We start from the raw sequence: 25,807 nt of genomic DNA on the forward strand, positions 1-25,807 counted from the left end.
GTACACATGGGGTCCCCCGACCGGGCGACGCGGATCCCTTTATCACCCGTGCACCCCTCTTGCCAATTTGCCTGCAGCGGGCATCGTTTGATAGGGCAAGGCCCCCTCTACCTGCGGTAACGGGCCCGGATGTCACCTTTGGTGATCATGTGGATGCTTCGCGTATGAAGATCACCACTCATCGGGCTTCATGATCGTTCGTCAGGTGGTGGAGATCACAAACTCGGTGTTGCAACCCGTGTCGCAGATCACAGACGAGCAGGCATAAGATGCGCACCAGTCCGGCTTGTGAACTGCCTCACATGCAAGCGCTTGATCGAAAGCCTGATCTTCGCGAGGCGGGGCACGCGGCGCCGGCGGCGGTCCAACGGTCAAGGACGACTGGAAGGAGCGAGGAGCGTGAATGCGTACGCACCCATCCTCGTGCTCGGCGCCCTCGGCGCAGGGTTTGCGATCTTCTCCGTGGTCATGGCCACGCTGATCGGTCCAAAACGGTACAACCGGGCGAAGCTTGAAGCCTACGAGTGCGGCATCGAGCCGACGCCGATGCCGGCCGGTGGCGGCCGCTTCCCCATCAAGTACTACCTGACGGCGATGCTCTTCATCGTCTTCGACATCGAGGTTGTCTTCCTCTACCCCTGGGCCGTCACCTTCGACTCCCTGGGGATCTTCGGGCTCGTCGAGATGCTGCTCTTCGTGCTCACCGTCTTCGTCGCCTACGCCTACGTGTGGCGCCGCGGCGGCCTGGAATGGGACTGAGGGGCTGAATTTTCCATGGGACTGGAAGAGAAGCTGCCGAGCGGCTTCCTGCTGACCACCGTCGAACAGGCCGCGGGATGGGTGCGCAAGTCGTCCGTCTTCCCGGCGACCTTCGGTCTGGCCTGCTGCGCCATCGAGATGATGACCACCGGAGCGGGCCGGTACGACCTGGCCCGCTTCGGCATGGAGGTCTTCCGCGGCTCCCCGCGGCAGGCCGATCTGATGATCGTGGCCGGTCGGGTCAGCCAGAAGATGGCGCCGGTGCTGCGGCAGGTGTACGACCAGATGCCCGCTCCCAAATGGGTCATCTCCATGGGGGTTTGTGCATCCTCGGGCGGAATGTTCAACAACTACGCGATCGTCCAGGGCGTCGACCACATCGTCCCCGTGGACATCTATCTGCCCGGCTGCCCACCGCGCCCCGAAATGCTCATGGACGCGATCCTCAAGCTCCACCAGAAGATCCAGGGCTCCAAGCTCGGCGTGAACCGGGAAGAGGCGGCCCGTGAGGCGGAGGAGGCGGCCCTCAAGGCCCTCCCCATCATCGAGATGAAGGGGCTGCTCCGGTGAGCGAGACCCAAGAGCCGGAGAACGGCAGCAACGGCAGCGACGGAAGCAACGTCCCTGCGCCGCGTGCCCAGGGCCCCGAGGTCATCGGCGTCCGCAAGGGCATGTTCGGCGCCTCGCGCGGCGGGGACACCAGCGGCTACGGCGGCCTCGTGCGGACCGTGGCCCTGCCCGGCGCGACGAGCCGACCGTACGGCTCCTGGTTCGACGAGGTGGCCGACGAGCTCGAAGGCGCCCTGGAGGAGCAGGACCTGGTCCCCGGCAACGCCATCGAGAAGACGGTGGTCGACCGCGGCGAGCTCACCTTCCACATCGCCCGCGAGCACCTGGTCCGGGTCGCGCGCACCCTGCGTGACGACCCCGCGCTGCGCTTCGAGCTCTGCACCGGCGTCTCCGGCGTGCACTTCCCGGACGACAAGGGGCGCGAGCTGCACGCCGTCTACCACCTGCGCTCGCTCACACACGGCCGGCTCCTGCGGCTGGAGGTGTCCGTCCCGGACAGCGACCCGCACGTCCCCTCGCTCGTCACCGTCTACCCGACCAACGACTGGCACGAGCGTGAGACGTACGACTTCTTCGGCCTGATCTTCGACGGGCACCCGGCCCTCACCCGGATCATGATGCCGGACGACTGGCAGGGCTTCCCGCAGCGCAAGGACTACCCGCTCGGCGGCATCCCCGTCGAGTACAAGGGCGCCCAGATCCCGGCTCCCGACCAGCGGAGGTCGTACAGCTGATGTCCACGTCAAACAATGCCTCCGCCGGCCACGCCTCCGCGCGCGAGACGACCGAGGGCACCGTCTACACCGTCACCGGCGGCGACTGGGACGAGATCGTCCAGTCCGCGGCCAGGGCGGACGACGAGCGGATCGTCGTCAACATGGGTCCGCAGCACCCGTCCACCCACGGAGTGCTGCGCCTGATCCTGGAGATCGACGGCGAGACGGTCACCGAGGCCCGCTGCGGAATCGGCTACCTGCACACCGGCATCGAGAAGAACCTCGAATTCCGGAACTGGACGCAGGGCACCACCTTCGTGACGCGCATGGACTACCTGACGCCGTTCTTCAACGAGACGGCGTACTGCCTCGGCGTCGAGAAGCTGCTCGGCATCACCGACCAGATCCCGGACCGCGCCACCGTCATCCGCGTCCTGCTGATGGAGCTCAACCGGCTCTCCTCCCACCTGGTGTGCATCGCCACCGGCGGCATGGAGCTGGGCGCGACCACGATCATGATCTACGGCTTCCGCGACCGCGAGCTGATCCTCGACATCTTCGAGCTGATCACCGGGCTGCGCATGAACCACGCGTTCGTCCGCCCCGGCGGCCTCGCGCAGGACCTGCCCCCGGGCGCCGTCGACCAGCTGCGCGAGTTCGTCAAGACGATGAAGAAGAACCTGCCGGAGTACGACAAGCTCGCCACCGGCAACCCGATCTTCAAGGCCCGCATGCAGGACGTCGGCTACCTCGACCTCACCGGCTGCATGGCGCTCGGCGCCACCGGCCCGATCCTGCGCTCCGCCGGCCTGCCGCACGACCTGCGCAAGTCGGACCCGTACTGCGGCTACGAGAACTACGAGTTCGACGTGCCGACCACCGAGAGCTGCGACTCCTACGGGCGCTTCCTGATCCGCCTGGAGGAGATGCGCCAGTCGCTGCGGATCGTCGAGCAGTGCCTGGAGCGCCTGGAGCCGGGACCGGTCATGGTCGCCGACAAGAAGATCGCCTGGCCGGCCCAGCTGGCGATGGGCCCCGACGGCCTCGGCAACTCGCTCGACCACATCAGGAACATCATGGGCACCTCCATGGAGGCCCTCATCCACCACTTCAAGCTGGTGACCGAGGGCTTCCGGGTGCCGGCCGGCCAGGCGTACGCGGCCGTCGAGTCGCCCAAGGGCGAGCTCGGCGTCCACCTGGTCTCCGACGGCGGAACCCGCCCCTACCGGGTCCACTTCCGCGACCCGTCCTTCACCAACCTGCAGGCCATGGCCGCGATGTGCGAGGGCGGCCAGGTCGCCGACGTCATCGTCGCCGTCGCCTCCATCGACCCCGTGATGGGAGGCGTCGACCGATGACCGCCAGTCCTTCGAACCAGGGGGTCTCGCTGGGCATGCCCCAGCTGCCGGCCCCCGACTTTCCGGCGGAGGTACGCGAGCGCCTCGAAGCCGACGCCAGGGAGGTCATCGCCCGCTACCCCGACAGCCGCTCCGCGCTGCTGCCGCTCCTGCACCTGACCCAGTCGCAGGAGGGCTACGTCTCGCGCACCGGCATCCGCTTCTGCGCCGAGGTGCTGGGCCTGACCACCGCCGAGGTCACGGCCGTGGCCACCTTCTACACGATGTACCGGCGCAGGCCCTCCGGCGACTACCAGGTCGGGGTCTGCACGAACACCCTGTGCGCGGTGATGGGCGGCGACGCGATCTTCGAGGAGCTCAAGGAGCACCTCGGGGTCGGCAACAACGAGACCACCCCCGACGGCAAGGTCACCCTCGAACACATCGAGTGCAACGCGGCCTGCGACTTCGCCCCCGTGGTGATGGTCAACTGGGAGTTCTTCGACAACCAGACCCCCGAATCCGCCAAGGCCATGGTCGACGACCTGCTGGCCGGCCGCGAGGTCTCCCCGACCCGGGGCGCGCCGCTGTGCACGTACAAGGAGACCGCCCGGATCCTGGCCGGCTTCCCGGACGAGCGGGAGGGCGCGGTCGAGGCGACCGGCGGAGCCGGACCCGCCTCGCTGATCGGGCTGCGCATCGCGCGCGGCGAGTCCGCGCACACCCCGATCGTCCACCCGCGTGGCGAGGCCACCACCGAGGGAGGGGAGTGATGACCGTGTCCACCGAACTGAGCAAGAACGGCAGCCCGGAGAAGCTCCTCGCTCCCGTGCTGTCCTCGTTCTGGGACGAGCCGCGGTCGTGGACGCTGGAGACCTACCGGCGTCACGAGGGGTACGAGGGCCTGCGCAAGGCGCTCGCGATGACCCCGGACGACCTCATCGCGTACGTGAAGGACTCCGGTCTGCGCGGCCGCGGCGGCGCGGGCTTCCCCACCGGAATGAAGTGGCAGTTCATCCCGCAGGGCGACGGAAAGCCGCACTACCTCGTCGTGAACGCGGACGAGTCGGAGCCGGGGACCTGCAAGGACATCCCTCTCCTCTTCGCCAACCCGCACTCCCTCATCGAGGGAATGATCATCGCCTGCTACGCGATCCGCTCGGAGCACGCCTTCATCTACCTGCGCGGGGAGACGGTGCCCGTGTTGCGGCGCCTGCACGAGGCCGTGCGCGAGGCGTACGAGGCCGGCTACCTCGGCAAGGACATCGACGGCACCGGCCGCAACCTCGACATCACGGTGCACGCGGGCGCGGGCGCGTACATCTGCGGCGAGGAGACGGCGCTGCTCGACTCCCTCGAAGGCCGGCGCGGGCAGCCCCGGCTGCGGCCCCCCTTCCCTGCCGTCGAGGGGCTCTACGCCTGCCCCACCGTGGTGAACAACGTGGAGTCCATCGCCTCGGTTCCCGCGATCCTGAACAAGGGCAAGGACTGGTTCAAGTCGATGGGGACCGAGAAGTCCCCCGGCTTCACGCTGTACTCGCTCTCCGGGCACGTCGCCGGACCCGGCCAGTACGAGGCCCCGCTCGGCATCACCCTGCGCCAGCTCCTCGACATGAGCGGCGGGATGCGCCCCGGGCACCGGCTGAAGTTCTGGACCCCGGGCGGCTCCTCCACCCCGATGTTCACCGACGAGCACCTCGACGTCCCGCTCGACTACGAGGGCGTGGGTGCCGCCGGCTCCATGCTCGGCACCAAGGCCCTCCAGTGCTTCGACGAGACGACCTGCGTGGTGCGGGCCGTGACCCGGTGGACCGAGTTCTACGCCCACGAGTCCTGCGGCAAGTGCACGCCGTGCCGCGAAGGCACCTATTGGCTGGTCCAGCTGCTCCGTGACATCGAGGCCGGCAAGGGCGTCATGTCCGACCTCGACAAGCTGAACGACATCGCCGACAACATCAACGGCAAGTCCTTCTGCGCGCTCGGCGACGGCGCGGCCAGCCCGATCTTCTCCTCGCTCAAGTACTTCCGCGAGGAGTACGAGCAGCACATCACGGGCAAGGGCTGCCCCTTCGACCCCAGGAAGTCGACCCTCTGGGCCGACACGGAGGTGAACGCATGACCGTCACCACTACGGCGGCCTCCGGGGGCGCAGCGGCGGTCCCGCCGGAGAACACCGTCTCGCTGACCATCGACGGCGTCGAACTGTCCGTGCCCAAGGGCACCCTCGTCATCCGGGCCGCCGAGCAGCTCGGCATCGAGATCCCCCGGTTCTGCGACCACCCCCTCCTCTCGCCGGCCGGCGCCTGCCGCCAGTGCATCGTCGAGGTCGAGGGCCAGCGCAAGCCGATGGCCTCCTGCACCATCACCTGCACCGACGGCATGGTCGTCAAGACCCAGCTGACCTCCGAGGTCGCCGACAAGTCCCAGCGCGGGGTGATGGAGCTGCTGCTCATCAACCACCCGCTGGACTGCCCGGTCTGCGACAAGGGCGGCGAGTGCCCGCTGCAGAACCAGGCGATGTCGCACGGCAACGCCGAATCGCGGTTCGAGGGCAGGAAGCGCACCTACGAGAAGCCCGTCCCGATCTCCACCCAGGTGCTGCTGGACCGCGAGCGGTGCGTGCTGTGCGCGCGCTGCACCCGCTTCTCCAACGAGATCGCCGGCGACCCGATGATCGAGCTGCTGGAACGCGGTGCGCTCCAGCAGGTCGGCACCGGCGAGGGCGACCCCTTCGAGTCGTACTTCTCCGGCAACACCATCCAGATCTGCCCGGTCGGCGCCCTCACCTCGGCCGCCTACCGGTTCCGCTCCCGCCCCTTCGACCTCGTCTCCTCCCCGAGCGTGTGCGAGCACTGCGCGGGCGGCTGCGCGACCCGCACCGACCACCGCCGCGGCAAGGTGCTGCGCCGGCTCGCCGCCGAGGACCCCGAGGTCAACGAGGAGTGGATCTGCGACAAGGGCCGCTTCGGGTTCCGCTACGCGCAGCGCCCGGACCGGCTGACCACCCCGCTGGTGCGCAATGCCGCGGGCGAGCTGGAGCCGACGAGCTGGCCCGAGGCCCTGGAGGCGGCGGCGAACGGGCTCGCCGCCGCGCGCGGCCGGGCCGGAGTCCTCACCGGCGGCCGGCTCACCGTCGAGGACGCCTACGCGTACGCCAAGTTCGCGCGGGTGGTGCTCGACACCAACGACATCGACTTCCGGGCCCGCGTGCACAGCGCGGAGGAGGCCGACTTCCTGGCCTCGGAGGTCGCCGGGTGCGGGGTCGACCTCGGCGGGCAGTGGCTCTCGTACGCCGGGCTGGAGGCGGCCCCCGCGGTGCTGCTCGTCGGCATCGAGGCGGAGGAGGAGGCCCCGGGCGTCTTCCTGCGGCTGCGCAAGGCCCACCGCAAGCACAAGCAGAAGACCTTCTCCGTGGCCCCGTTCGCCACCCGGGGCCTGGCCAAGGCGGGCGGCACGCTGCTGGCCGCCGCACCCGGCACCGAGCCCGAGTGGCTCGACGCGCTGGCGTCGCGGACCGGCCTGGAGACCGGGGGAGCAGAAGCCGCCGACGCGGTGCGCCTGCCCGGCGCGGTCATCCTCGTCGGGGAGCGCCTCGCCGGGGTGCCGGGCGCGCTGACCGCGGCCGTACGGGCCGCCGGGGTGACCGGGGCGACCCTGGTGTGGATCCCGCGCCGGGCCGGTGAGCGGGCCGCCATCGAGGCGGGCGCCCTGCCGTCCCTGCTGCCGGGCGGCCGTCCGGCCACCGACCCGCGGGCCCGCGACGAGGTCGCCACCGCCTGGGGTCTGGACGAACTCCCGCACCGCTACGGCCGCGACACCGGCCAGATCGTCGAGGCCGCGGCGACCCGGGAGCTCTCGGCCCTGCTGATCGCGGGCGTCGAGGTCGCCGACCTGCCGGACCCGGCCCGCGCGCGGACCGCCCTCCAGGAGGCCTTCGTGGTCTCCCTGGAACTGCGGCCCGGCGAGGTCACCGCCCACGCGGACGTGGTCCTCCCGGTCGCCGCGGTGGCCGAGAAGGCGGGCGCGTTCATCAACTGGGAGGGCAGGGTCCGGCCCTTCGAGGCCGCGCTCAAGCCCGACCAGATGACCCGCCGGCTCGCCCCGGCCGACGCCCGCGTGCTGCACATGCTGGCCGACGCCGCCGACCGGCCGATCGCGCTGCCCGACGTGCACGCCGTACGCCGGGAGCTGGACGGGCTCGGCGCGTGGACGGGCGGGCGGGCCGCCGGGCAGAGCGCGGACACCGCGGCGCTGCCCCGGCCGGGCATCGGCGAGGCGGTCCTCGCGGGCCACCGGCTCCTCCTGGACCTCGGCCGGCTGCAGGAGGGCGACGACGCCCTGGCCGGTACGCGGCACGAGGCGAGCGCCCGGCTGTCGGCCGCCACGGCCGCCGAGACCGGCGTCAAGGACGGCGACGTCCTCGCGGTCACCGGCCCCGCCGGCACCGTGGAACTCCCGCTCCGGATCACCGAGATGCCCGACCGCGTGGTCTGGCTCCCGCTGAACTCCACCGGCTCCGGCGTCCTCGCCGACGCCGGCGCCCGCCCGGGCACCCTCGTGCGCATCGGCCCGGCGACCCCGGCCGGCGCAGGCGACACCACTGCGGAGGTGGGCGCGTGAACACCGTTCAACTCGCTGCCGAGGACCTGTCCCTCTTCGGACGGGACGTCTGGTGGCTCGTCGTCATCAAGGCGGTCTTCTGCTTCGCCTTCCTGATGGTGACGGTGCTCTTCTCCATCGTGTGGGAGCGCAAGGTCGTCGCCTGGATGCAGCTGCGCATCGGCCCGAACCGGCACGGTCCCTGGGGCATGCTCCAGTCGCTCGCCGACGGCGTGAAGCTGATGCTCAAGGAAGACCTGATCGTCAAGCGGGCCGACAAGGTGATCTACGTCCTGGCCCCGATCATCGCGGCGATCCCGGCCTTCATGGCCATCGCGGTGATCCCCTTCGGGCCCGCGGACGACGAGATCTCCATCTTCGGCCAGCGCACCACGATGCAGCTGACCGACCTGCCGATCGCGATGCTCTACATCCTCGCGGTGGCCTCGGTCGGCATCTACGGCATCGTCCTGGCGGGCTGGTCCTCCGGCTCGACCTACCCGCTCCTCGGCGGCCTGCGCTCCTGCGCGCAGATGATCTCCTACGAGATCGCGATGGGCGCGGCCTTCGCCTCGGTCTTCCTCTACTCCGGGTCCATGTCGACCTCGGCGATCGTGGAGGCCCAGGCGGACCGCTGGTTCATCGTCCTGCTGCCGGTGTCCTTCATCATCTACGTCATCACGATGGTCGGCGAGACGAACCGCGCCCCCTTCGACATGCCGGAGTCCGAGGGCGACCTGGTCGGCGGCTTCAACACCGAGTACTCGTCCATCAAGTTCGCGCTGTTCATGCTGGCGGAGTACGTCAACATGGTCACCGTCTCGGCGGTCTCGGTCACCCTCTTCCTCGGCGGCTGGCGGGCTCCGTACCCGATCAGCACCTTCTGGGAGGGCGCCAACCACGGCTGGTGGCCGATGCTCTGGTTCGTCCTCAAGGTGCAGCTGCTGCTGTTCTTCTTCATCTGGCTGCGCGGCACGCTGCCGCGCGTGCGCTACGACCAGCTGATGAAGCTCGGCTGGAAGGTCCTGATCCCGGTCTCGGTGGTCTGGCTGATGCTGGTGGCCACCGTCCGGGCGCTGCGCAACGAGGCGTACGACTTCAGCGAGATCGTCCTCTACGTCGGCGGCGCCGTCGTGGCGATCCTGCTGCTCTCCTTCGTCGCGGACGTCTTCCGCGACAAGCGCGAGAAGAAGACGGCGGCCGCCGAGGCCGTGAGCGACGCCGCGCCCTTCGACCCGCTGGCGGGCGGCTTCCCCGTACCGCCCAAGCCCGGCCAGCACCTGGCACCCGTACCGCGCAGGCGGTCCCGCACCGAGCGGGAGCTGATTGTCAGTGGCGGCACGAATACTGACAGTGACCGAGAGGAGGCTTGAGAGATGTCCGACGAGAAGTGGCAGAACCCGGTGGCGGGCTTCGGCGTGACCTTCAAGGCCATGTTCAAGAAGCGCCTCACCGAGCAGTACCCGGAGCAGCAGAAGACGACCGCACCGCGCTTCCACGGACGGCATCAGCTCAACCGGCACCCCGACGGTCTGGAGAAGTGCATCGGGTGCGAGCTGTGTGCCTGGGCCTGTCCCGCCGACGCGATCTACGTGGAGGGCGCGGACAACACCGAGGAGGAGCGCTACTCCCCGGGTGACCGGTACGGCCGCGTCTACCAGATCAACTACGCCCGCTGCATCCTGTGCGGGCTGTGCGTGGAGGCGTGCCCGACGCGGGCGCTGACCATGACGAACGAGTTCGAACTGGCCGACTCCAGCCGCGAATCGCTCATCTACACCAAAGAGCAGCTGCTGGCGGGTCTGACCGAGGGCATGGTCGAGGCCCCGCACTCGGTCTTCCCCGGCACGGACGACACGGACTACTACCGCGGACTGGTGACCGGGGCCGCCCCGGGCACCGTCCGGCAGGTCGCCGTGTCCAAGGGCGAAGTCGCCCCGGAGAACGGCCCGTCCGAGGGGGTGGACGCATGAGCGTCGTCGCCGCCTCCATGACCTCCACGGGCGAGGCGATCCAGTTCTGGATCCTCGGCACGGTCGCCGTCATCGGCGCCCTGGCCACGATCCTGATGAAGAAGGCCGTGCACAGCGCCCTCAGCCTGGCCGGGACGATGATCATCCTGGCCGTCTTCTACCTCGCCAACGGGGCGTACTTCCTGGGCGTCGTCCAGGTCATCGTCTACACCGGCGCGATCATGATGCTCTTCCTCTTCGTGGTCATGCTCGTCGGCGTCACCGCCGCCGACTCCCTGAAGGAGACCATCAAGGGGCAGCGCTGGATGGCCGTCCTGTGCGGGCTCGGCTTCGGCATCCTGCTGATCACCGGCATCGCCCACGCCGGGCTCACCCACTTCAACGGGCTCGGCCGGGTCAATTCCGCCGGGCACGTCGAGGGCCTGGCACAGCTGATCTTCACCAAGTACGTCTTCGCCTTCGAGATCACCGGCGCGCTGCTGATCACCGCGGCCGTCGGCGCGATGGTGCTCACCCACCGCGAGCGCACCGAACGGGCCGCCACCCAGCGCGAGCTCGCCGAGAAGCGCGTCCGCGAGGGCGTCCAGCTCCCGCCGCTGCCCGCGCCCGGCGTCTACGCCCGGCACAACGCGGTGGACGTCGCCGGTCTGCTGCCGGACGGCACCCCGTCCGAGCTGACCGTCAACAGGACGCTGCGCGCCCGGGGCCAGATCCGGGACGTCTCCAGCGAGGCGCTCGACGACCTCAAGGCACTGGAGCAGGCGTCCTCGGAGCGCCTCGGCCGTGAGGAGGCCTCGAAGTGAATCCGGTCAACTACCTGTACCTGGCGGCCCTGCTGTTCACCATCGGTGCCACCGGGGTCCTGATCCGCAAGAACGCGATCGTGCTGTTCATGTGCGTCGAGCTGATGCTCAACGCCTGCAACCTCGCCTTCGTCGCGTTCTCCCGGATGCACGGCAACCTCGACGGCCAGATCATCGCGTTCTTCACGATGGTCGTCGCCGCCGCGGAGGTCGTGGTCGGCCTGGCGATCATCGTGTCGCTGTTCCGTACCCGCCACTCGGCCTCGGTCGACGACGCCAGCCTGATGAAGCTGTAAGGGGTCGCTGTGGAGAACCTGATTGCGCTGCTGATCGCGGCGCCCCTGCTCGGAGCGGTGGTGCTGCTGTGCGGCGGCCGGCGCCTCGACAAGATCGGTCACTGGATCGGCACCCTGCTCGCGGCCGTCTCCTTCGGCATCGGCGTCGCACTGTTCGCCGACATGCTGGCCCGCAGTGCCGATGACCGGACCCTGTACCAGCGGCTGTACACCTGGATCCCCGTCGAGGGCTTCCAGGCGGAGATGGCCTTCCAGCTCGACCAGCTGTCGATGACCTTCGTCCTGCTGATCTCCGGGGTGGGCACGCTCATCCACGTGTACTCGATCGGGTACATGGAGCACGACGAGCGCCGCCGCCGCTTCTTCGGCTACCTGAACCTCTTCGTCGCGGCGATGCTGCTGCTGGTCCTCGCCGACAACTACCTGCTGCTGTACTTCGGCTGGGAGGGCGTCGGCCTCGCCTCGTACCTCCTGATCGGCTTCTGGCAGCACAAGCCCAGCGCGGCCACGGCCGCGAAGAAGGCCTTCCTGGTCAACCGCGTCGGCGACATGGGCCTGTCGATCGCGATCATGCTGATGTTCACCACCTTCGGCACCTTCGCCTTCGAGCCGGTGTTCGCCGCCGTGGGCGAGACCTCCGAGGGCATGCTCACCGCCATCGGCCTGATGCTGCTCCTGGCCGCCTGCGGCAAGTCGGCCCAGGTCCCGCTGCAGTCCTGGCTCGGGGACGCGATGGAGGGCCCGACCCCGGTCTCGGCCCTGATCCACGCGGCCACCATGGTGACGGCGGGCGTGTACCTGATCGTCCGCTCGGCCGCCGTCTTCAACGGGGCACCGGACGCACAGCTGGTCGTCACCGTCGTGGGCGCGGTCACGCTGCTCTTCGGTGCGATCGTCGGTTGCGCGAAGGACGACATCAAGAAGGCCCTGGCGGGCTCGACGATGTCGCAGATCGGCTACATGATCCTCGCTGCGGGCCTCGGCCCGATCGGCTACGTCTTCGCGATCATGCACCTGGTGACGCACGGCTTCTTCAAGGCGGGCCTCTTCCTCGGCGCGGGTTCCGTGATGCACGGGATGAACGACGAGGTCGACATGCGCAAGTACGGCGCCCTGCGGAAGTACATGCCGGTCACCTTCGTCACCTTCGGACTCGGGTACCTGGCGATCATCGGCTTCCCGGGTCTGTCCGGCTTCTTCTCCAAGGACATGATCATCGAGGCGGCCTTCGCGAAGGGCGGCACCGAGGGCTGGATCCTCGGCGGAGTGACCCTGCTGGGCGCCGGCATCACCGCCTTCTACATGACCCGCGTCATGCTCCTCACCTTCTTCGGCGAGAAGCGCTGGCAGGCCGACGCGGACGGCAACCCGCCGCACCCGCACGAGTCCCCGAAGTCGATGACCATTCCGATGGTCATCCTGGCCTTCGGCTCGGTCTTCGCCGGAGCCTTCTTCGAGATCGGCGAGCGCTTCCTGAAGTGGCTGGAGCCCGTCACGGGCTACTCGCACGGCAATCCGCCGGTCAGCGCCATGACGATCACCGCGGCCACCATGGTGATGCTCCTCGTCGGAGTCGGCATCGCCTGGGCGATGTACGGCCGCAGGCCCGTCCCGGTCGTCGCCCCGCGCGGCTCGCTGCTCACCCGGGCGGCCCGCAAGGACCTCTACCAGGACGACTTCAACCACGTCGTGCTCGTCCGGGGCGGGGAGCACCTGACCCGCTCGCTCGTGTACCTCGACCACAGCGTGGTCGACGGGGTGGTCAACGGGACGGCCGCCTCGGTCGGCGGGCTCTCGGGCCGCCTGCGCAAGCTGCAGAACGGCTACGCCCGCAGCTACGCGGTCTCGATGTTCGGGGGAACGGTGGTCCTGATCGCCGCGACCCTGCTGATGAGGGCGGTGTGAGATGAATTTCCCGCTTCTGACGGTGACGGCCGCGGTCCCCGCGGTCGGCGCGATCCTGACGGCGGCCGTCCCGGCCGCCCGCAGGACCGCCGCCAAGTGGCTCGCGCTGCTCTTCTCGCTGGCGACCCTGGCCCTGGCCGTGCTCGTCGCGGTCCGCTTCGACCCGGGCGGTGACCGCTACCAGCTCACCGAATCCCGCCCCTGGATCGCCGACTTCGGCGTCCGCTACGAGCTGGGCGTGGACGGGATCGGGGTGGTGCTCATCGGGCTCACCGCGCTCCTGATCCCCTTCGTGATCGCGGCCGGCTGGCACGACGCCGACCCCCTGGCTGCGTCCGACAGCGGCTCCGCCGCGGGCAAGAGCTACCGGTGGCGGCCGACCCAGGGCTTCTTCGCCCTGATCCTGCTGGTCGAGGCGATGGTGATCATCTCCTTCGAGGCCACCGACGTCTTCCTCTTCTACATCTTCTTCGAAGCCATGCTCATCCCGATGTACTTCCTCATCGGCGGCTTCGGGGACCGGGCCCACTCGGGCAGCGACGAGAACGCGGCCGCGCAGCGCAGCTACGCGGCGGTCAAGTTCCTCCTCTACAACCTGGTCGGCGGCCTGATCATGCTGGCCGCAGTCATCGGGCTGTACGTGGTCGCCGGGAACTTCTCGCTCCAGGAGATCACCGCCGCGCGCGCCGCGGGCACGCTCGACATGGCGACCAACACCGAGCGGCTGCTGTTCCTCGGCTTCTTCTTCGCCTTCGCGGTGAAGGCCCCGCTCTGGCCGCTGCACACCTGGCTGCCGAACGCGATGGGGGAGTCCACCGCCCCGGTCGCCGTACTGATCACCGCGGTCGTCGACAAGGTCGGCACCTTCGCGATGCTCCGCTTCTGCCTCGGGCTCTTCCCGGACGCCAGCAAGTGGGCCACCCCGGTGATCCTGGTACTCGCCCTGATCAGCATCGTCTACGGCGCGCTGGTCGCGGTGGGCCAGCGCGACATCAAGCGGCTGGTCGCCTACGCCTCGATCTCGCACTTCGGCTTCATCATCCTGGGCATCTTCGCGATGACCTCCCAGGGCCAGTCCGGCGCCACCCTCTACATGGTCAACCACGGCCTGTCGACGGCGGCGCTGATGCTGGTGGCCGGCTTCCTGATCTCGCGGCGCGGCTCGCGGCTCATCGCCGACTACGGCGGTGTCCAGAAGGTGGCCCCGGTCCTCGCCGGCACCTTCCTGATCGGCGGCCTCGCCACCCTGTCACTGCCGGGCCTCGCACCCTTCGTCAGTGAATTCCTCGTCCTGGTCGGCACGTTCGCCCGGTACCCGGTCATCGGCATCATCGCCACGATCGGCATCGTGCTGGCGGCGCTCTACACGCTGGTGCTCTACCAGCGCACGATGACCGGTCCCGTGAAGGAGGAGGTCCGCACCATGCCGGACCTGCGCCTGCGGGAGGTACTGGTGGTCGCCCCGCTGATCGCGCTGCTGATCGGACTCGGCGTCTACCCGAAGGTGCTCACCGACATCGTCAACCCGGCGGTGGAGCACACCATGTCGGATGTGAAGCAGACGGACCCGAAGCCCGAGGTCGACGTCGAAGCCAAGAACGGGGAGGCGGCGAAGTGAGCACACTGACTTCCGCCCACAGCCTGTGGACACTGGCGGCCGAGGCACCGGCCGACCGGATCCCGGCACCGACCATCGAGTACGCGCAGCTCGCGCCCACGCTGATCGTGGTGGGCGCGGCGGTCCTCGGGATCCTCGTCGAGGCATTCGTGCCCCGCAAGGCCCGCTACTACGTCCAGGTGTTCCTCGCGGTCGCCGCGCTGGCCTCGGCCTTCGCGGCGGTCGTCGGCCTTGCGGCCGGCGGGTACGGATCCACCAAGGCCCAGATCGCGGCCATGGGCGCCATCGCCGTGGACGGCCCGGCGCTCTTCCTGCAGGGCACCATCCTGCTGGCCTCGATCGTCGCGGTCTTCACCTTCGCCGAGCGGCGCCTCGACCCCGCCGCGCACGGCAACCGGGTGGACTCCTTCGCCGCCCAGGCGGCGTCCGTACCGGGCAGCGACAGCGAGAAGGCCGCCGTCAAGGCGGGCTTCACCACCACCGAGGTCTTCCCGCTGGCCCTGTTCGCGATCGCCGGGATGCTGATCTTCCCGGCGGCCAACGACCTGCTGACCCTGTTCATCGCGCTGGAGGTCTTCTCCCTCCCGCTGTACCTGCTCTGCGCCGTCGCCCGCCGCCAGCGGCTGATGTCGCAGGAGGCCGCGGTGAAGTACTTCCTGCTGGGCGCCTTCTCCTCCGCCTTCCTCCTCTTCGGCATCGCGCTGCTCTACGGGTACGCGGGCTCGGTCTCGTACGCGGTGATCGCCGACGTGGTCGACGGCACGGTCACGAAGATCGACCCGGCGCTGGCCTCCACCATGGGCAACGACGCGCTGCTGCTGATCGGCGGGGCGCTGATCCTGATGGGCCTGCTCTTCAAGGTCGGCGCGGTTCCCTTCCACATGTGGACCCCGGACGTCTACCAGGGCGCCCCGACCCCGGTCACCGGATTCATGGCGGCGGCGACGAAGGTGGCCGCCTTCGGTGCTCTCCTGCGCCTCCTCTACGTGGTCCTGCCGGGCCTGCGGTGGGACTGGCGTCCGGTGATGTGGGCGGTGGCCATCGTCACGATGCTGGCGGGCGCGGTGATCGCCGTGACCCAGACGGACGTCAAGCGGCTGCTGGCGTACTCCTCGATCGCGCACGCCGGCTTCATCCTGGCCGGTGTGATCGCGACCTCGGCGGAGGGGGTCCAGGCGGTCCTCTTCTACCTGGCCGCGTACTCCTTCGTGACGATCGGCGCCTTCGCGGTGGTCACGCTGGTGCGCGACGCGGGCGGCGAGGCGACCCACCTGTCCAAGTGGGCGGGCCTGGGCCGGCGGTCACCGCTGACGGCGGCCGTCTTCGCGGTGTTCCTGCTCGCCTTCGCGGGCATCCCGCTGACCTCCGGCTTCACCGGGAAGTTCGCCGTGTTCAGGGCGGCGGCGGAGGGCGGCGCCGGGGTGCTGGTCGTGATCGGTGTCATCTCGTCCGCGATCGCCGCGTTCTTCTACATCCGGGTGATCGTCCTGATGTTCTTCAGCGAGCCGAAGGCCGACGGCCCGACGGTGGCGGTGCCCTCGCCGCTGACGATGACCACCATCGCGGTGGGCGTCGCGGTCACCCTGGTCCTGGGCCTGGCCCCGCAGTACTTCCTGGAGCTTGCGGGACAGGCGAGCACCTTCGTCCGCTGACCGGTTCGCCGCACGACACAGGGCCCGGCCCCCTTCGGGGGAGCCGGGCCCTGGTGCGCCGGGGCGTCAGCCGGTGCTGCGGCGTGCAGGCATGATCTGGTTGAGGTCCAGGTCGATGGGGAAGGGTACGGAAACCTTCAGCCGGTCGTGGAAGATGCCGGTGGCGACGTACACCCTGGTCGCAGGTTCGAGTTCGTAGACGTAGACCACGGCCCGCCCCTCCTTGTTCTCCACCCGCCAGAAATGCGGGATCATGGCGCGGGCGTACTTGACCGGCTTCGCCTCACGGTCGCGAGCCACCGATTCCGGGGACACCACCTCGATCGCGAGCCGGACGGAACCGGCGGGAAGCCGGGTCTGGTCCGGATCCTCCTCGGGTTCCTTCGGGACGACGATCACATCCGGCTCCGGACGGTTGTGACGGTCGATGTCGATGGTGAACTCCCGCAACACCTCCAGTCCGTCCGGCACGACGGACTCCAGTTGCCGTTCGAAGAAGTTCACAGCTCGCAGGTGGAAACGGGTCTGCGGACTCACGAAAACAAGGCTCCCGTCGATCAGCTCCGTGTGCGGAGGCAGATTCGGAAGCGTGTCCAGGTCGTCGGCAGTCCAGCCGCCCGGGGGCGGGATCGGCCAGCTGTGTTCCGGGTTCATCAGTGCTCCCATGAGCCGCAGTCTCGCGAGTGCGACCAGCGTATCGCCGGAGTTCTCGCGAGAGCCGTCCTTACGGGTGAGTCATATGTGCTTGGCACTTGACCGTACCGGCGGGCGCGGACTAGTGGCCGTGCGCGTGGGGGGCCGGTTTGCCCGGGGTGGGGGCCTTCTTCGGGCAGGTCAGGGCCGGGTTCCAGTTGTGGAAGCGGCCGGCCGGGTTCTCCTTGTACGCCCACAGGTGCAGGTCGTAGTGCTTGGGCATGCCCGCCCAGTGGCCCGGCATGGGTCCGTCGAAGGGCAGACCGAACATGCTCGGCCGGTCGTCGGAGGTCTTCAGGTTCTGGTCCCGGTCGGTCGACATCCACTCCACGGTCTCCAGCCTGCGGCGGCCGTCCCGGTCCTTCTCCCTGCTGTAGAGGAGCGCGGTCGGCCTCGCGGGGTCCTTCGAGCCCCAGTTGGCCTGCTTGACGTAGTGGTAGTTCATGGCGCCCACCCCGAACGGGTTGGTCATGCACTCCTCGCCGTGCGGGACGTACCCGTCCTTGAGGGCCTCCCGCTCGTCCGCGTACTTGGCCGTCGCCGCGATCGCCTTCGCCATGTCCCGCATGGCCTTCGCGTTGCGCGGGTCGGGCGCGGGGCCCTCCACCCCGTGCGCCGGGGCCACGGTGGCCAGCCCCAGCGACACGGCGGCGGTGATGACGAGGGCGGCCTTGCGGGCACGGGGCGACATGGGGACTCCTGTCGTTGACGGTCTTTCCGTCCACCATCCCGGCGCCCCGCGGGCCCTGCACGCCGCGCACCCCCAAACGGGGGCGCGGCGGACCGCGGGCTACACCGTGTGCCCGGATCCGGATCCGGGAACGGCACCGTCAGGGACGGTCAGTTCGGCGACCAGGGCCGCACGCAGGCGTTCGTACGTGGGTGCGAGGCGGCGCAGTGCCGTGGCGGCGGCCGCGTCGTCGCCGGTGACCAGCAGGAACTGCAACTCGCCCACGATCTCGGCCTGTTCCACCGCGACGGCCGCGGGCCCGGCCAGACCCAGCGCGGCGAGACACGTCGCCGCGTCGCTCAGGCGGCGGGCACCGACCCGGACCGCGAACATCGTGAGCAGGGTGCGGATGCCCGGATCCAGTCCCCGGGACAGCCGGGCGGCCAGCTCCTGCGCCGCCGCGGCCCCGCCCACCGAACCGGGCGGCACCGGCAGGTCCTGACGGCCGGCCAGCCACTGCACCATCCCGGGCAGCGAGTCCCGCAGCGCCTCGGCCCCGCCGACCTCCCGCTCGCGCACGAAGCCGGTGCGCAGCACGTACGGGGCATCGGTGTAGGCGACCGACTCGGCGGCCCAGGCCGCGAGGAACGCCCCGGTGGGCAGGGTGGCGTACGGGTGTCCCTGCGGGTCGTGGAGCCGGACGCGCTCCTCGTCGGCCGACAGGACCACGACGTAGTGGTCGCCGCCGTCGGCGCACGGGGTCCCCGGCCGGTACAGGAGCAGCCCCATGTCCACCGGCCCGACGAGGACCGGCCCCCGTCGGCAGGCGGCCCGCAACCGCTCCAGCGCCTCCTGCCGTGTTCCGCCTGCGCTGCGTTCGCACCGCCACCCCAGCAGCTCGATCGCGGAGTCGAGCCCCAGCTCCGGGTCCCATCCGAAGGGATCGAACAACGGCAGGGCGCCCGCGATGAACTGCATGCCGAACGGCGATCCCGTCAGCGTCTCGATCACGGCGGGCGAGGGCGCGCCCGGCCCGAGCACCATCGCGAGGGAGTGGGTGTAGCAGTAGGGGCCGGACCCCACGTAGTCGAGCATGACGCAGCCTTTCCTCGGAACGTGGGGTCCACGTGACCGCCTGACACCGTGTGAGGGTCAAGGGGGAAGGGCCGCCCCGGGCGCCGGGTTCAGGCCGCCCGACCGGCGTACGCGCGGACGTCCGCGTCCGGGTCCGTGACCGCCGTGGCGAGGGCCGCCCTGGCCTCGGCGGTGTCCCGGTGGGCGAGGAGGGAGAGGACCGCGGCCTTGCGGACGTCGGCGTTGCGGTCGGCCAGCGCCCCGGCCAGGGCCGGTACGGCCACCCCGGCCGCGGCGGCCGCCAGTGCCGCGGCCGCCCCGGACCGCACCTGCCATGCGGCATCCCCCAGGGCCGCCACCGCCGTCCCGGCGTACCCCGCCGGGCAGCCCGCCCGGGCCAGGGCCGCCAGCGCCGCCCCCCGCACCAGCGGGTCCGCGTCGGCCAGCAGCGGGTCCAGCGGGGCCGGGGCCGGGGCGTGCACCGAGGCCAGGCCCTTGGCCACCGCCACCCGTACCTCGCGGGCCGGGTCCGCGGCGGCCGCGGCCAGCTCCGGGACCGCGTCCACCGAGACGAGCCCCCGGACCGCGTGGATCCGGACCTCCGGGTCGGCGTCCGCCAGCGAGGCGGCGTACAGCCCGGCGTCGCCCAGCCGCAGCGCCCGCAGGGCTTCGAGGGCGGCGGAGTGCACCGCGGGGTCGGGCACGGCGAGGGCGGCACGCAGGCCCGCCCCCAGCTCCGGCCCGCCCGGCAGGACCTCCACGAGCTCGCGCAGCGCGGCCGCGGCGGCCGCCCGTACGACGGGATCCTCATCGGCGAGGCGCGCGGCCAGCGCGGGTCCGGCGCCGGCCGGCACGGTCTCGCCGAGCGCGGCCACGGCGGCGGCCCGCACCGCCGGATCGGGGTCGGCCAGGTAGGGCGTCAGGGCGGCCAGGTCGGGCGACTCCTCGGCCAGGGCGAGGAGTTCGAGGATCCGGGGCGAGGAACCGGAGCCGTGCGGGGCCGCGGGTACCGCGTCCGGGCCGTCGGGGACCGGGGAGGCATGCGCGCGGGCCGCAGGAGCCGCCTCGCGGGCACCCGCCGTGGCCACCGGGACCAGGGCGACCTCGCCCAGGTTCCGCGAGGGGCCGCCGGCCGGGGCGAACCCGTCGACCGGCACCAGGTACGGCTCCACCGGCCGGGCGGTGAACTCCATCGCCCCCGAGGCTGATTTCCGCAGGTCAAGGTGGTGCAGCCAGCCCGAGTCGTCGCGCTCCGGGTGGTCGAGCCGCTCGTGGTAGAGGCCCCAGCGGGACTCCGTACGGGCCAGGGAGGAGCGGGCCGCCATCTCCGCGCAGTCCCGGATGAAGGACACCTCCGCGCACCGCATCAGCTCGTGCGCGGTGGTGGCGCCCATCTCCTCGATCTCGCCGGTCATCCGGTCGAAGGCCGCCACGGCGAGCGAGAGCTTCGCGCCCGTCTTCGGCGGGGCCACGTAGTCGTTCACGAACCGCCGCAGCTTGTACTCCACCTGCGGCTGCGGCGGCCCGTCCGGATTGCGCAAGGGGCGGTAGATCAGCTCGTGGGCCGCCGCCAGCTGGTCGGCGGGCAGCGCGCCCTCGTACGCCGTGTACCGCGCCGCGTCCCCGCCCGCCAGATCGCCGAAGACGAACGCCCCGATCATGTAGTTGTGCGGTACGGACGCCAGGTCCCCGGCCGCGTACAGCCGGGGCACCGTGGTGCGGGCGTGGTCGTCGACCCGGACGCCCGACGCCGAGTGGCCGCCGCACAGCCCGATCTCCGAGATGTGCATCTCGATGTCGTGGGTGCGGTAGTCGTGGCCGCGGCCCGCGTGGAAGGTCCCGCGCGTCGGCCGCTCGGTGGTGTGCAGGATGGACTCCAGGGAGGCCACCGACTCCTCCGGCAGGTGGCTGAGCTTGAGGTACACCGGGCCCCGGTCGGAGGCCAGTTCGGCCGCGAACTCCGCCATCATCTGCCCCGACCAGTAGTCGGAGTCCACGAACCGCTCGCCGTGCCGGTTGACCTGGTAGCCGCCGAAGGGGTTCGCGACGTACGCGCACGCCGGCCCGTTGTAGTCCTTGATCAGCGGGTTGATCTGGAAGCACTCGATCCCGGTCAGCGCGGCGCCCGCGTGGTAGGCCATGGCGTAGCCGTCGCCCGCGTTGGTCGGGTTCTCGTACGTGCCGTACAGGTATCCGGAGGCCGGCAGTCCGAGCCGTCCGCAGGGGCCGGTCGCCAGGATCACCGCCCCGGCGCGCACGGTCACGAAGGCCCCGGTGCGGGTGTTGAAGGCGGCCGCGCCGATCGCCCGGCCGTCCTCGGGCGAGGTCAGGACCCGTACCGGCATCACCCGGTTCTCGATCCGGATCCGCTCGCGCATCTCGCGGCGGCGCAGCTGCCGGTAGAGGACCTTCTTGACGTCCTTGCCCTCGGGCATGGGCAGCACGTACGAGCCCGAGCGGTGGACCTGGCGCACCGCGTACTCGCCGTGCTCGTCCTTCTCGAACTTCACCCCGTACGCCTCCAGGCGCTGCACCATCGCGAACCCGCGCGTGGCGGTCTGGCGGACCGTGGACTGGTCGACGATGCCGTCATTGGCCCGGGTGATCTCGGCGACGTAGTCGTCGGGCTCGGCGCGGCCCGGGACGACGGCGTTGTTGACCCCGTCCATGCCCATGGCGAGCGCCCCGGAGTGGCGTACGTGCGCCTTCTCCAGGAGCAGGACCCGCGCGCCGCGCTCCGCGGCGGTCAGCGCCGCCATCGTGCCGGCGGTGCCGCCGCCGATGACGAGGACGTCGCAGGAGAGTTCCTCGGCGTCGCCGATCGCGGGGATGTCCATGGTGCGGCCCTTCAGAGTGAGTTGATGATCTGCTGCCGGAGCCCGGCGTGCGCGGCCCCGCGGTCCCGCGGCTGCGGTACGGGGAGCACTTGCGCGGTGCCGAGCAGTGCGACGCGGTCGCCCAGGAACAGCGCCTCGTCCACGTCGTGGGTGACGAAGACGACCGTCGCGCCGGTGCCCGCGAGGACGTCCACGAGGAGGTCCTGCATCTCGGCTCGCGTCTGGGCGTCGAGCGCCCCGAAGGGTTCGTCCATGAGGACGGCGCGGGGGCGCGCGGCAAGGGCGCGGGCCAGCTGCACGCGCTGGCGCTGCCCGCCCGAGAGCTGGTGCGGGAACTTGTGCGCGTGCCCGGCCAGGCCGACCCGCTCCAGCCACTGCTCGGCGGTCCGCCGCCGGGCCCGCCGGGCGGCACGCGACGGATCGAACACGGGGGAGCGGCCGTGCCGGTCGGGCGCCGCGCCCTTCTCCTCGGACGGGCCCCGCGAGTGCCCGATGGCGAGCGGGAGTTCGACGTTGGCCCGGACCGTGCGCCAGGGGAGCAGGGCGTCGTCCTGGAAGACCAGCGCCCGGCCGGCGTCCGGGCCGCGGACCGGGGCGCCGTCCTGTTCCACCAGGCCGTCGAGCGGCGGCAGCAGCCCCGCGAGGGTGCGCAGGAGCGTGGACTTGCCGCAGCCGGACGGGCCCACGACGGCGAGCACCTCCCCGGGCTCGACCGTCAGATCGACCCCGTCGAGCACCGCGTTCCCCCGGTGCCCGAGCCGTACGCCGCGCAGCGCGAGCCGAGCCCCGTGCGGCGCGGGGTGCGCGGCGGCGCCGGGACCGGTTCGGGCATCTGCCTGGGTCAGGCTCATGGGGTCACCTCTCGGGTCTGCTCGGGAAGGGCCCCCGATCCGGGACGCGGGCCGGTCGCGCCGGCCCGGGCCGCGGCCGGGTGCGGGGCCCGGGGCGATCGGCCGGGGCGCCGCCACGTACGGGTGCGGGCGGCCGAGGACGGCACGGGGCCGGAGGAGTCGCGCGCCGGGAGCCACCGAGTCAGGCGGCGGCCCGCCCGCTCCACCGCGGTGGAGGTCAGCCAGCCCAGCGCGCCGATGGTGACCATGCCGACGAAGACCCCGGGGTAGTCGATCACCGTGTAGTCCTGCCAGGTCCGGTAGCCGACCCCGTACTCGCCGGAGATCATCTCGGCCGAGATCACGCAGATCCAGGACACCCCGATCCCCACCGACAGGCCCCCGAAGATGCCCGGCAGGGCACCCGGCAGGACCACGGAGAAGAGGATCCGGGCGCGCCCGCCGCCCATGGTCAGGACCGCCTCCTCCCACACCGGGGTCAGCGCCCCCACCGCGTGCCGCGTCGAGACCAGCACCGGGAAGAAGGCGGCCGCGCAGGTGATGAACACGATCCCCTGCTCATTGGTGGGGAACAGCAGGATCGCCACCGGGACCAGGGCGATGGCCGGGACGGGCCGCAACACCTCCAGCAGCGGGCCCAGCACGTCCGCCGCGATCCGCGACCGGGCGATCGCCGTGCCGACCGCCACCCCCAGGACCGCGGCGAGCGCGAAGCCCGTCACGATCCGGCGCAGGCTGGAGACGAGGTCCTGCCAGTAGGGTCCGGTCCCGGCCCGCTCGGCGAACGCCCCGGCGACCTCGCCCACCGTCGGGAACTGCTCGAAGCGCAGCCACAGGTTCACGTCCAGCGAGGTCAGCCCCTGCCACACGAGCAGGGCCGCGCCGAGCGAGGCCGCCCTCAGCAGCCGGCGGCCGCCCGTCATGACGCCAGGGCCCCGGCCTCGGCGAAGCTCACGATCCGTGCCCCGGACCCCTGGTGCGCCTCGACGTACGCCTTCGCGCCCGCGGGCGTGACGAAGGCGCGCAGCTCCGTTCCCTCGGCGACCCACACCGCCCTGTCGGCGAACCAGAGCGTCCCGGTCACCGCGTCGGGCACGTACGCCGCCCGGACGTCCGCGCCGTGCACCGCCCTGAGCAGCTCGCGCGGGGAGTCGAAGGACTGGGTGCGGGCCTGCCCCTTCAGCCACAGCTCGGGGCGGGCCGCCACCGCCTTCGGGTACTCCGCCGTCTCGGCGGCCGCCCGCTCGAGGGGCTCGGGGTCCACGAAGGCGTCCACGTCCACGTCGCCGACCAGCTTGGCGTCCTTCAGCACCGGCACGTCCTGCTTCAGCGCGTCGATCAGCTCCGGGCGCAGGGCCGGGTCGAAGGTGGCGATGCCGTTCGCCCCGTTGTAGAGGTACACCACCTCGGCGGGCAGCCCGGTCTCCTTCGCCACCGACTCGGCGGCCGCGACCGGCTCCGTGCGCAGGTGGTCGGTGGCCCGGCGCTGCGCCCGCAGGAAGTCGTCCAGCACGCCCGCCCGCTCGCGGGCGAACTTCTCCCGCACGGTGACCCCGTGGAAGGTCGGCAGGTTCAACTCGGCGCCGTCGTACAGGGCCTTGGCCCGGCCCTCGTAAGCCAGCTGCCCCGGCCACGCCACGAACTGCGAGAGCGCGTCGACGCTGCCCGCCTGGAGCGCCGAAGCGCCCACGCTGGGCTGCTGGTTGAGCTTCTCGATGCCGGCCGACGGGTCGATCCCGGCGCGCTGCAGGGCCCGTACCAGGGTCCCGTCGGCCGCCGAGCCGACGCTCGTCGAGACCTTCTTGCCGCGCAGGTCGGCGAGGGACTCCAGCTTGGAGTCCGGGGCCGTGACGACGGTGTTGAGTCCGCCGCGCAGGTTGTAGCCGGTCACGGAGACGAGGCGGGTGGGCTGCTTGAGCTCCTTGCCGCGCACCGCGTTGATGAGCAGCGGGAAATCGCCCATCGAGCCGATGTCGATCTTCCCGGCGGTCATCTGGGCGGTGATCGGGGCGCCGGTGGCGTAGTCCTGCCAGTCCACCCTGTAGGTGACGCCGTCCTTCCTGCCGCGCGCGGCGAGCTCCTGCTCGAAGTAGCCGAGGGAGCGCAGCAGGGTGCCGGCGGTGACGGTGTTGATGGTCTTGGACTGGTAGCCGACGGTCACGGTGACCGTCTTGGAGCCGGCGGCGCCGGCGGAGCCCGAGCAGGCCGTGGCCAGCGGGGCGAGGAGCAGGGCGAGCGCCGCGGGCGCGAGTGCCTTCGTGCGGGTCGTGCGCATGGGGACGGGACCTTTCACCGGAGCAGGTAGGGCATGTTGACGGTGACCGCGCCGGTGGGACAGCGGGCGGCGCACGGGCCGCAGTACCAGCACTCGTCGACGTGCATGTGGGCCTTGCCGTTGTCCTCGCGGATCGCGAGCGAGTCGAGCGGACACATGTCGACGCAGAGGGTGCAGCCGTCGATGCACAGGGACTCGTCGATGGTCACGGGCACGTCGCCGCGCTGGGGGACCACGGGCATGGCTGTCTCCAGGAATGTGGGTGCGTTCGGTGTCGGAGGGCTCAGAGGGAGCGGCGCAGCAGGCCGCTCATGGTGATCCGGTCGCCGCGGAAGCGGATGAACTCCAGGTCCACGGGCCGGCCGTCGCCCAGGTGGGTGAGCCGCTCCAGCATCAGGACGGCCGCCCCGCGCGGGGCCTGCAGGACGGCGGCGGAGTGCGCGTCGGCGTTGACGGCCTCAAGGGTGATCTCGGCGTGGCCGAGCGGCTGCCCGGTCAGCTGCTCCAGGAGCCGGAAGACGTCGGTGTTCTCCAGGTCGCAGCCGAGCAGTCCGGCGCCGATGTCCATCGGGACGTAGGTGAGGTCGAGGGAGAGCGGCAGCCCGTTCAGGCGCCGCAGCCGTTCGATGTAGAGGACGTCCGCGTGCTCGGGCAGGCCGAGCCGCCCGGCGACCGGGGCGGGGGCGCGTACGGGGCCGACCGTGCGGACCTCGTTGGTCACCCGGCCGTGCTCGTTCAGGGTCTCGGCCAGACCCTGCAGCCGGTCGAGGCCGTGCGGGTACTTCTCGCAGACCACGACGGTGCCCACGCCCGGGCGCCGCTCCACGAGCTGCTCGCCGCGCAGCAGGTCGAGGGCCTGGCGGACGGTGTTGCGGCCGGCGCCGTACGCGTCGGCGAGATCGCTCTCCAGGGGGAGGACCCCGCCGGGGTAGCCGCCCGCCAGGATCTGGTGGCGCAGCAGGTCGGCGAGCTGCCGCGCCTGGTCCGCGCGCAGTCGCCGCCGGCGCGCGGCTGCGACCGGGACGGTGTGCGTGGCGGTTCGTTCGGCTGGCATGGCAGGGAACGTACCGGCGGCCCGGCGCCGGTGGTGTTGCTGCAGTGTTGCGCCACCTGATGGCGCTTCCGCAGGGCTCTGAGCTGCGGTTTCGGGGGGGGGGGGGGAAGATAAGCCACCCCCCC

Annotated in this window: 23 protein-coding genes; 14 read left to right on the top strand and 9 right to left on the bottom strand. The window is 71.1% G+C overall.

The genetic code is table 11. The features are described from left to right. Positions 1 to 399: 399 nt before the first annotated feature. Genes ACWGE1_RS11240 through nuoN form a run of 14 tightly spaced genes read left to right on the top strand, consistent with a single transcriptional unit; the run spans position 400 to position 16,228 of the window. Positions 400 to 759 (top strand): NADH-quinone oxidoreductase subunit A, encoded by a 360-nt coding sequence (locus ACWGE1_RS11240; RefSeq protein WP_030010013.1) that lies wholly within the window; start codon positions 400 to 402, stop codon positions 757 to 759. A gap of 15 nt (positions 760 to 774) precedes the next feature. Continuing rightward, positions 775 to 1,329 (top strand): NuoB/complex I 20 kDa subunit family protein, encoded by a 555-nt coding sequence (locus ACWGE1_RS11245; protein ID WP_030010012.1) that lies wholly within the window; start codon positions 775 to 777, stop codon positions 1,327 to 1,329. Next, positions 1,326 to 2,063, top strand: a complete 738-nt coding sequence (locus ACWGE1_RS11250) for an NADH-quinone oxidoreductase subunit C (protein WP_453420252.1) — start codon at positions 1,326 to 1,328, stop codon at positions 2,061 to 2,063. The genes ACWGE1_RS11245 and ACWGE1_RS11250 overlap by 4 nt, the downstream gene beginning before the upstream one ends. Then, positions 2,063 to 3,403, top strand: coding sequence for an NADH-quinone oxidoreductase subunit D (locus ACWGE1_RS11255; protein ID WP_453420253.1), 1,341 nt, complete (start codon positions 2,063 to 2,065; stop codon positions 3,401 to 3,403). The genes ACWGE1_RS11250 and ACWGE1_RS11255 overlap by 1 nt, the downstream gene beginning before the upstream one ends. After that, positions 3,400 to 4,155 (top strand): NADH-quinone oxidoreductase subunit NuoE, encoded by a 756-nt coding sequence (gene nuoE / locus ACWGE1_RS11260; RefSeq protein ID WP_453420254.1) that lies wholly within the window; start codon positions 3,400 to 3,402, stop codon positions 4,153 to 4,155. Before ACWGE1_RS11255 ends, nuoE begins: the two co-directional genes overlap by 4 nt. Then, positions 4,155 to 5,501 carry an NADH-quinone oxidoreductase subunit NuoF gene (gene nuoF / locus ACWGE1_RS11265; protein WP_453420255.1) on the top strand — a complete coding sequence of 449 codons (1,347 nt, stop codon included), beginning with the start codon at positions 4,155 to 4,157 and terminating at the stop codon, positions 5,499 to 5,501. The genes nuoE and nuoF overlap by 1 nt, the downstream gene beginning before the upstream one ends. Next, a complete protein-coding gene (locus ACWGE1_RS11270; RefSeq protein WP_453420256.1) occupies positions 5,498 to 8,002 on the top strand; it encodes an NADH-quinone oxidoreductase subunit G in 2,505 nt (834 codons plus the stop codon). Before nuoF ends, ACWGE1_RS11270 begins: the two co-directional genes overlap by 4 nt. Then, positions 7,999 to 9,354: an NADH-quinone oxidoreductase subunit NuoH gene (nuoH, locus tag ACWGE1_RS11275; protein ID WP_453420257.1), complete on the top strand. Its 1,356-nt coding sequence runs from the start codon at positions 7,999 to 8,001 to the stop codon at positions 9,352 to 9,354. The genes ACWGE1_RS11270 and nuoH overlap by 4 nt, the downstream gene beginning before the upstream one ends. A 3-nt stretch (positions 9,355 to 9,357) precedes the next feature. After that, positions 9,358 to 9,954, top strand: a complete 597-nt coding sequence (gene nuoI, locus ACWGE1_RS11280) for an NADH-quinone oxidoreductase subunit NuoI (protein WP_453420258.1) — start codon at positions 9,358 to 9,360, stop codon at positions 9,952 to 9,954. Continuing rightward, the gene (locus tag ACWGE1_RS11285) at positions 9,951 to 10,757 is read left to right on the top strand and encodes an NADH-quinone oxidoreductase subunit J (RefSeq protein ID WP_453420259.1); all 807 of its coding nucleotides are present in this window, start codon (positions 9,951 to 9,953) and stop codon (positions 10,755 to 10,757) included. The genes nuoI and ACWGE1_RS11285 overlap by 4 nt, the downstream gene beginning before the upstream one ends. Continuing rightward, positions 10,754 to 11,053, top strand: a complete 300-nt coding sequence (gene nuoK, locus ACWGE1_RS11290) for an NADH-quinone oxidoreductase subunit NuoK (RefSeq protein ID WP_030653455.1) — start codon at positions 10,754 to 10,756, stop codon at positions 11,051 to 11,053. Before ACWGE1_RS11285 ends, nuoK begins: the two co-directional genes overlap by 4 nt. Positions 11,054 to 11,062: 9 nt before the next feature. Then, positions 11,063 to 12,958 carry an NADH-quinone oxidoreductase subunit L gene (gene nuoL, locus ACWGE1_RS11295; RefSeq protein ID WP_453420260.1) on the top strand — a complete coding sequence of 632 codons (1,896 nt, stop codon included), beginning with the start codon at positions 11,063 to 11,065 and terminating at the stop codon, positions 12,956 to 12,958. A 1-nt stretch (position 12,959) separates the two neighbouring features. Then, complete coding sequence (locus ACWGE1_RS11300) at positions 12,960 to 14,576, top strand: NADH-quinone oxidoreductase subunit M (protein WP_453420261.1); 1,617 nt, start codon at positions 12,960 to 12,962, stop codon at positions 14,574 to 14,576. A 5-nt stretch (positions 14,577 to 14,581) separates the two neighbouring features. After that, complete coding sequence (gene nuoN, locus ACWGE1_RS11305) at positions 14,582 to 16,228, top strand: NADH-quinone oxidoreductase subunit NuoN (RefSeq protein ID WP_453420282.1); 1,647 nt, start codon at positions 14,582 to 14,584, stop codon at positions 16,226 to 16,228. Positions 16,229 to 16,294: 66 nt separating this feature from the next. Here nuoN and ACWGE1_RS11310 read toward each other — a convergent pair whose 3' ends face one another. The 9 genes from ACWGE1_RS11310 to ACWGE1_RS11350 form a co-directional block, all read right to left on the bottom strand. Beyond that, positions 16,295 to 16,894, bottom strand: a complete 600-nt coding sequence (locus ACWGE1_RS11310; protein ID WP_453420262.1) for a Uma2 family endonuclease — start codon at positions 16,892 to 16,894, stop codon at positions 16,295 to 16,297. A 109-nt stretch (positions 16,895 to 17,003) separates the two neighbouring features. Next, positions 17,004 to 17,612: a hypothetical protein gene (locus ACWGE1_RS11315; RefSeq protein WP_453420263.1), complete on the bottom strand. Its 609-nt coding sequence runs from the start codon at positions 17,610 to 17,612 to the stop codon at positions 17,004 to 17,006. Positions 17,613 to 17,711: 99 nt separating this feature from the next. Beyond that, positions 17,712 to 18,686: a hypothetical protein gene (locus tag ACWGE1_RS11320; protein WP_453420264.1), complete on the bottom strand. Its 975-nt coding sequence runs from the start codon at positions 18,684 to 18,686 to the stop codon at positions 17,712 to 17,714. 89 nt (positions 18,687 to 18,775) lie between these two features. After that, positions 18,776 to 21,502 carry a fumarate reductase/succinate dehydrogenase flavoprotein subunit gene (locus ACWGE1_RS11325; protein ID WP_453420265.1) on the bottom strand — a complete coding sequence of 909 codons (2,727 nt, stop codon included), beginning with the start codon at positions 21,500 to 21,502 and terminating at the stop codon, positions 18,776 to 18,778. Positions 21,503 to 21,513: 11 nt separating this feature from the next. Next, positions 21,514 to 22,353 carry an ABC transporter ATP-binding protein gene (locus ACWGE1_RS11330; protein WP_453420266.1) on the bottom strand — a complete coding sequence of 280 codons (840 nt, stop codon included), beginning with the start codon at positions 22,351 to 22,353 and terminating at the stop codon, positions 21,514 to 21,516. After that, the gene (locus ACWGE1_RS11335; RefSeq protein ID WP_453420267.1) at positions 22,350 to 23,276 is read right to left on the bottom strand and encodes an ABC transporter permease; all 927 of its coding nucleotides are present in this window, start codon (positions 23,274 to 23,276) and stop codon (positions 22,350 to 22,352) included. The genes ACWGE1_RS11330 and ACWGE1_RS11335 overlap by 4 nt, the downstream gene beginning before the upstream one ends. Then, complete coding sequence (locus ACWGE1_RS11340; RefSeq protein ID WP_453420268.1) at positions 23,273 to 24,628, bottom strand: ABC transporter substrate-binding protein; 1,356 nt, start codon at positions 24,626 to 24,628, stop codon at positions 23,273 to 23,275. The genes ACWGE1_RS11335 and ACWGE1_RS11340 overlap by 4 nt, the downstream gene beginning before the upstream one ends. A gap of 14 nt (positions 24,629 to 24,642) precedes the next feature. Next, entirely contained in the window at positions 24,643 to 24,870 is a 228-nt protein-coding gene (locus tag ACWGE1_RS11345; RefSeq protein ID WP_393852541.1) for a 4Fe-4S dicluster domain-containing protein, read from the bottom strand. Positions 24,871 to 24,911: 41 nt separating this feature from the next. Further along, a complete protein-coding gene (locus ACWGE1_RS11350) occupies positions 24,912 to 25,682 on the bottom strand; it encodes a GntR family transcriptional regulator (RefSeq protein ID WP_453420269.1) in 771 nt (256 codons plus the stop codon). Between the last annotated feature and the right edge of the window lie 125 nt (positions 25,683 to 25,807).

Source organism: Streptomyces sp. NPDC054932, from assembly GCF_053610205.1.

Excerpts from the sequence above, each read along its gene's own strand:
- ACWGE1_RS11315 (WP_453420263.1), bottom strand. The coding sequence starts at position 17,612 with ATGTCGCCCCGTGCCCGCAAGGCCGCCCTCGTCATCACCGCCGCCGTG.
- nuoI (WP_453420258.1), top strand. The coding sequence starts at position 9,358 with ATGTCCGACGAGAAGTGGCAGAACCCGGTGGCGGGCTTCGGCGTGACC.
- ACWGE1_RS11310 (WP_453420262.1), bottom strand. The coding sequence starts at position 16,894 with ATGGGAGCACTGATGAACCCGGAACACAGCTGGCCGATCCCGCCCCCG.
- ACWGE1_RS11320 (WP_453420264.1), bottom strand. The coding sequence starts at position 18,686 with ATGCTCGACTACGTGGGGTCCGGCCCCTACTGCTACACCCACTCCCTC.
- ACWGE1_RS11345 (WP_393852541.1), bottom strand. The coding sequence starts at position 24,870 with ATGCCCGTGGTCCCCCAGCGCGGCGACGTGCCCGTGACCATCGACGAG.
- nuoF (WP_453420255.1), top strand. The coding sequence starts at position 4,155 with ATGACCGTGTCCACCGAACTGAGCAAGAACGGCAGCCCGGAGAAGCTC.
- ACWGE1_RS11330 (WP_453420266.1), bottom strand. The coding sequence starts at position 22,353 with ATGAGCCTGACCCAGGCAGATGCCCGAACCGGTCCCGGCGCCGCCGCG.
- ACWGE1_RS11255 (WP_453420253.1), top strand. The coding sequence starts at position 2,063 with ATGTCCACGTCAAACAATGCCTCCGCCGGCCACGCCTCCGCGCGCGAG.
- ACWGE1_RS11270 (WP_453420256.1), top strand. The coding sequence starts at position 5,498 with ATGACCGTCACCACTACGGCGGCCTCCGGGGGCGCAGCGGCGGTCCCG.
- ACWGE1_RS11245 (WP_030010012.1), top strand. The coding sequence starts at position 775 with ATGGGACTGGAAGAGAAGCTGCCGAGCGGCTTCCTGCTGACCACCGTC.
- nuoE (WP_453420254.1), top strand. The coding sequence starts at position 3,400 with ATGACCGCCAGTCCTTCGAACCAGGGGGTCTCGCTGGGCATGCCCCAG.
- ACWGE1_RS11285 (WP_453420259.1), top strand. The coding sequence starts at position 9,951 with ATGAGCGTCGTCGCCGCCTCCATGACCTCCACGGGCGAGGCGATCCAG.
- ACWGE1_RS11335 (WP_453420267.1), bottom strand. The coding sequence starts at position 23,276 with ATGACGGGCGGCCGCCGGCTGCTGAGGGCGGCCTCGCTCGGCGCGGCC.
- ACWGE1_RS11350 (WP_453420269.1), bottom strand. The coding sequence starts at position 25,682 with ATGCCAGCCGAACGAACCGCCACGCACACCGTCCCGGTCGCAGCCGCG.
- ACWGE1_RS11300 (WP_453420261.1), top strand. The coding sequence starts at position 12,960 with ATGAATTTCCCGCTTCTGACGGTGACGGCCGCGGTCCCCGCGGTCGGC.
- ACWGE1_RS11340 (WP_453420268.1), bottom strand. The coding sequence starts at position 24,628 with ATGCGCACGACCCGCACGAAGGCACTCGCGCCCGCGGCGCTCGCCCTG.
- ACWGE1_RS11325 (WP_453420265.1), bottom strand. The coding sequence starts at position 21,502 with ATGGACATCCCCGCGATCGGCGACGCCGAGGAACTCTCCTGCGACGTC.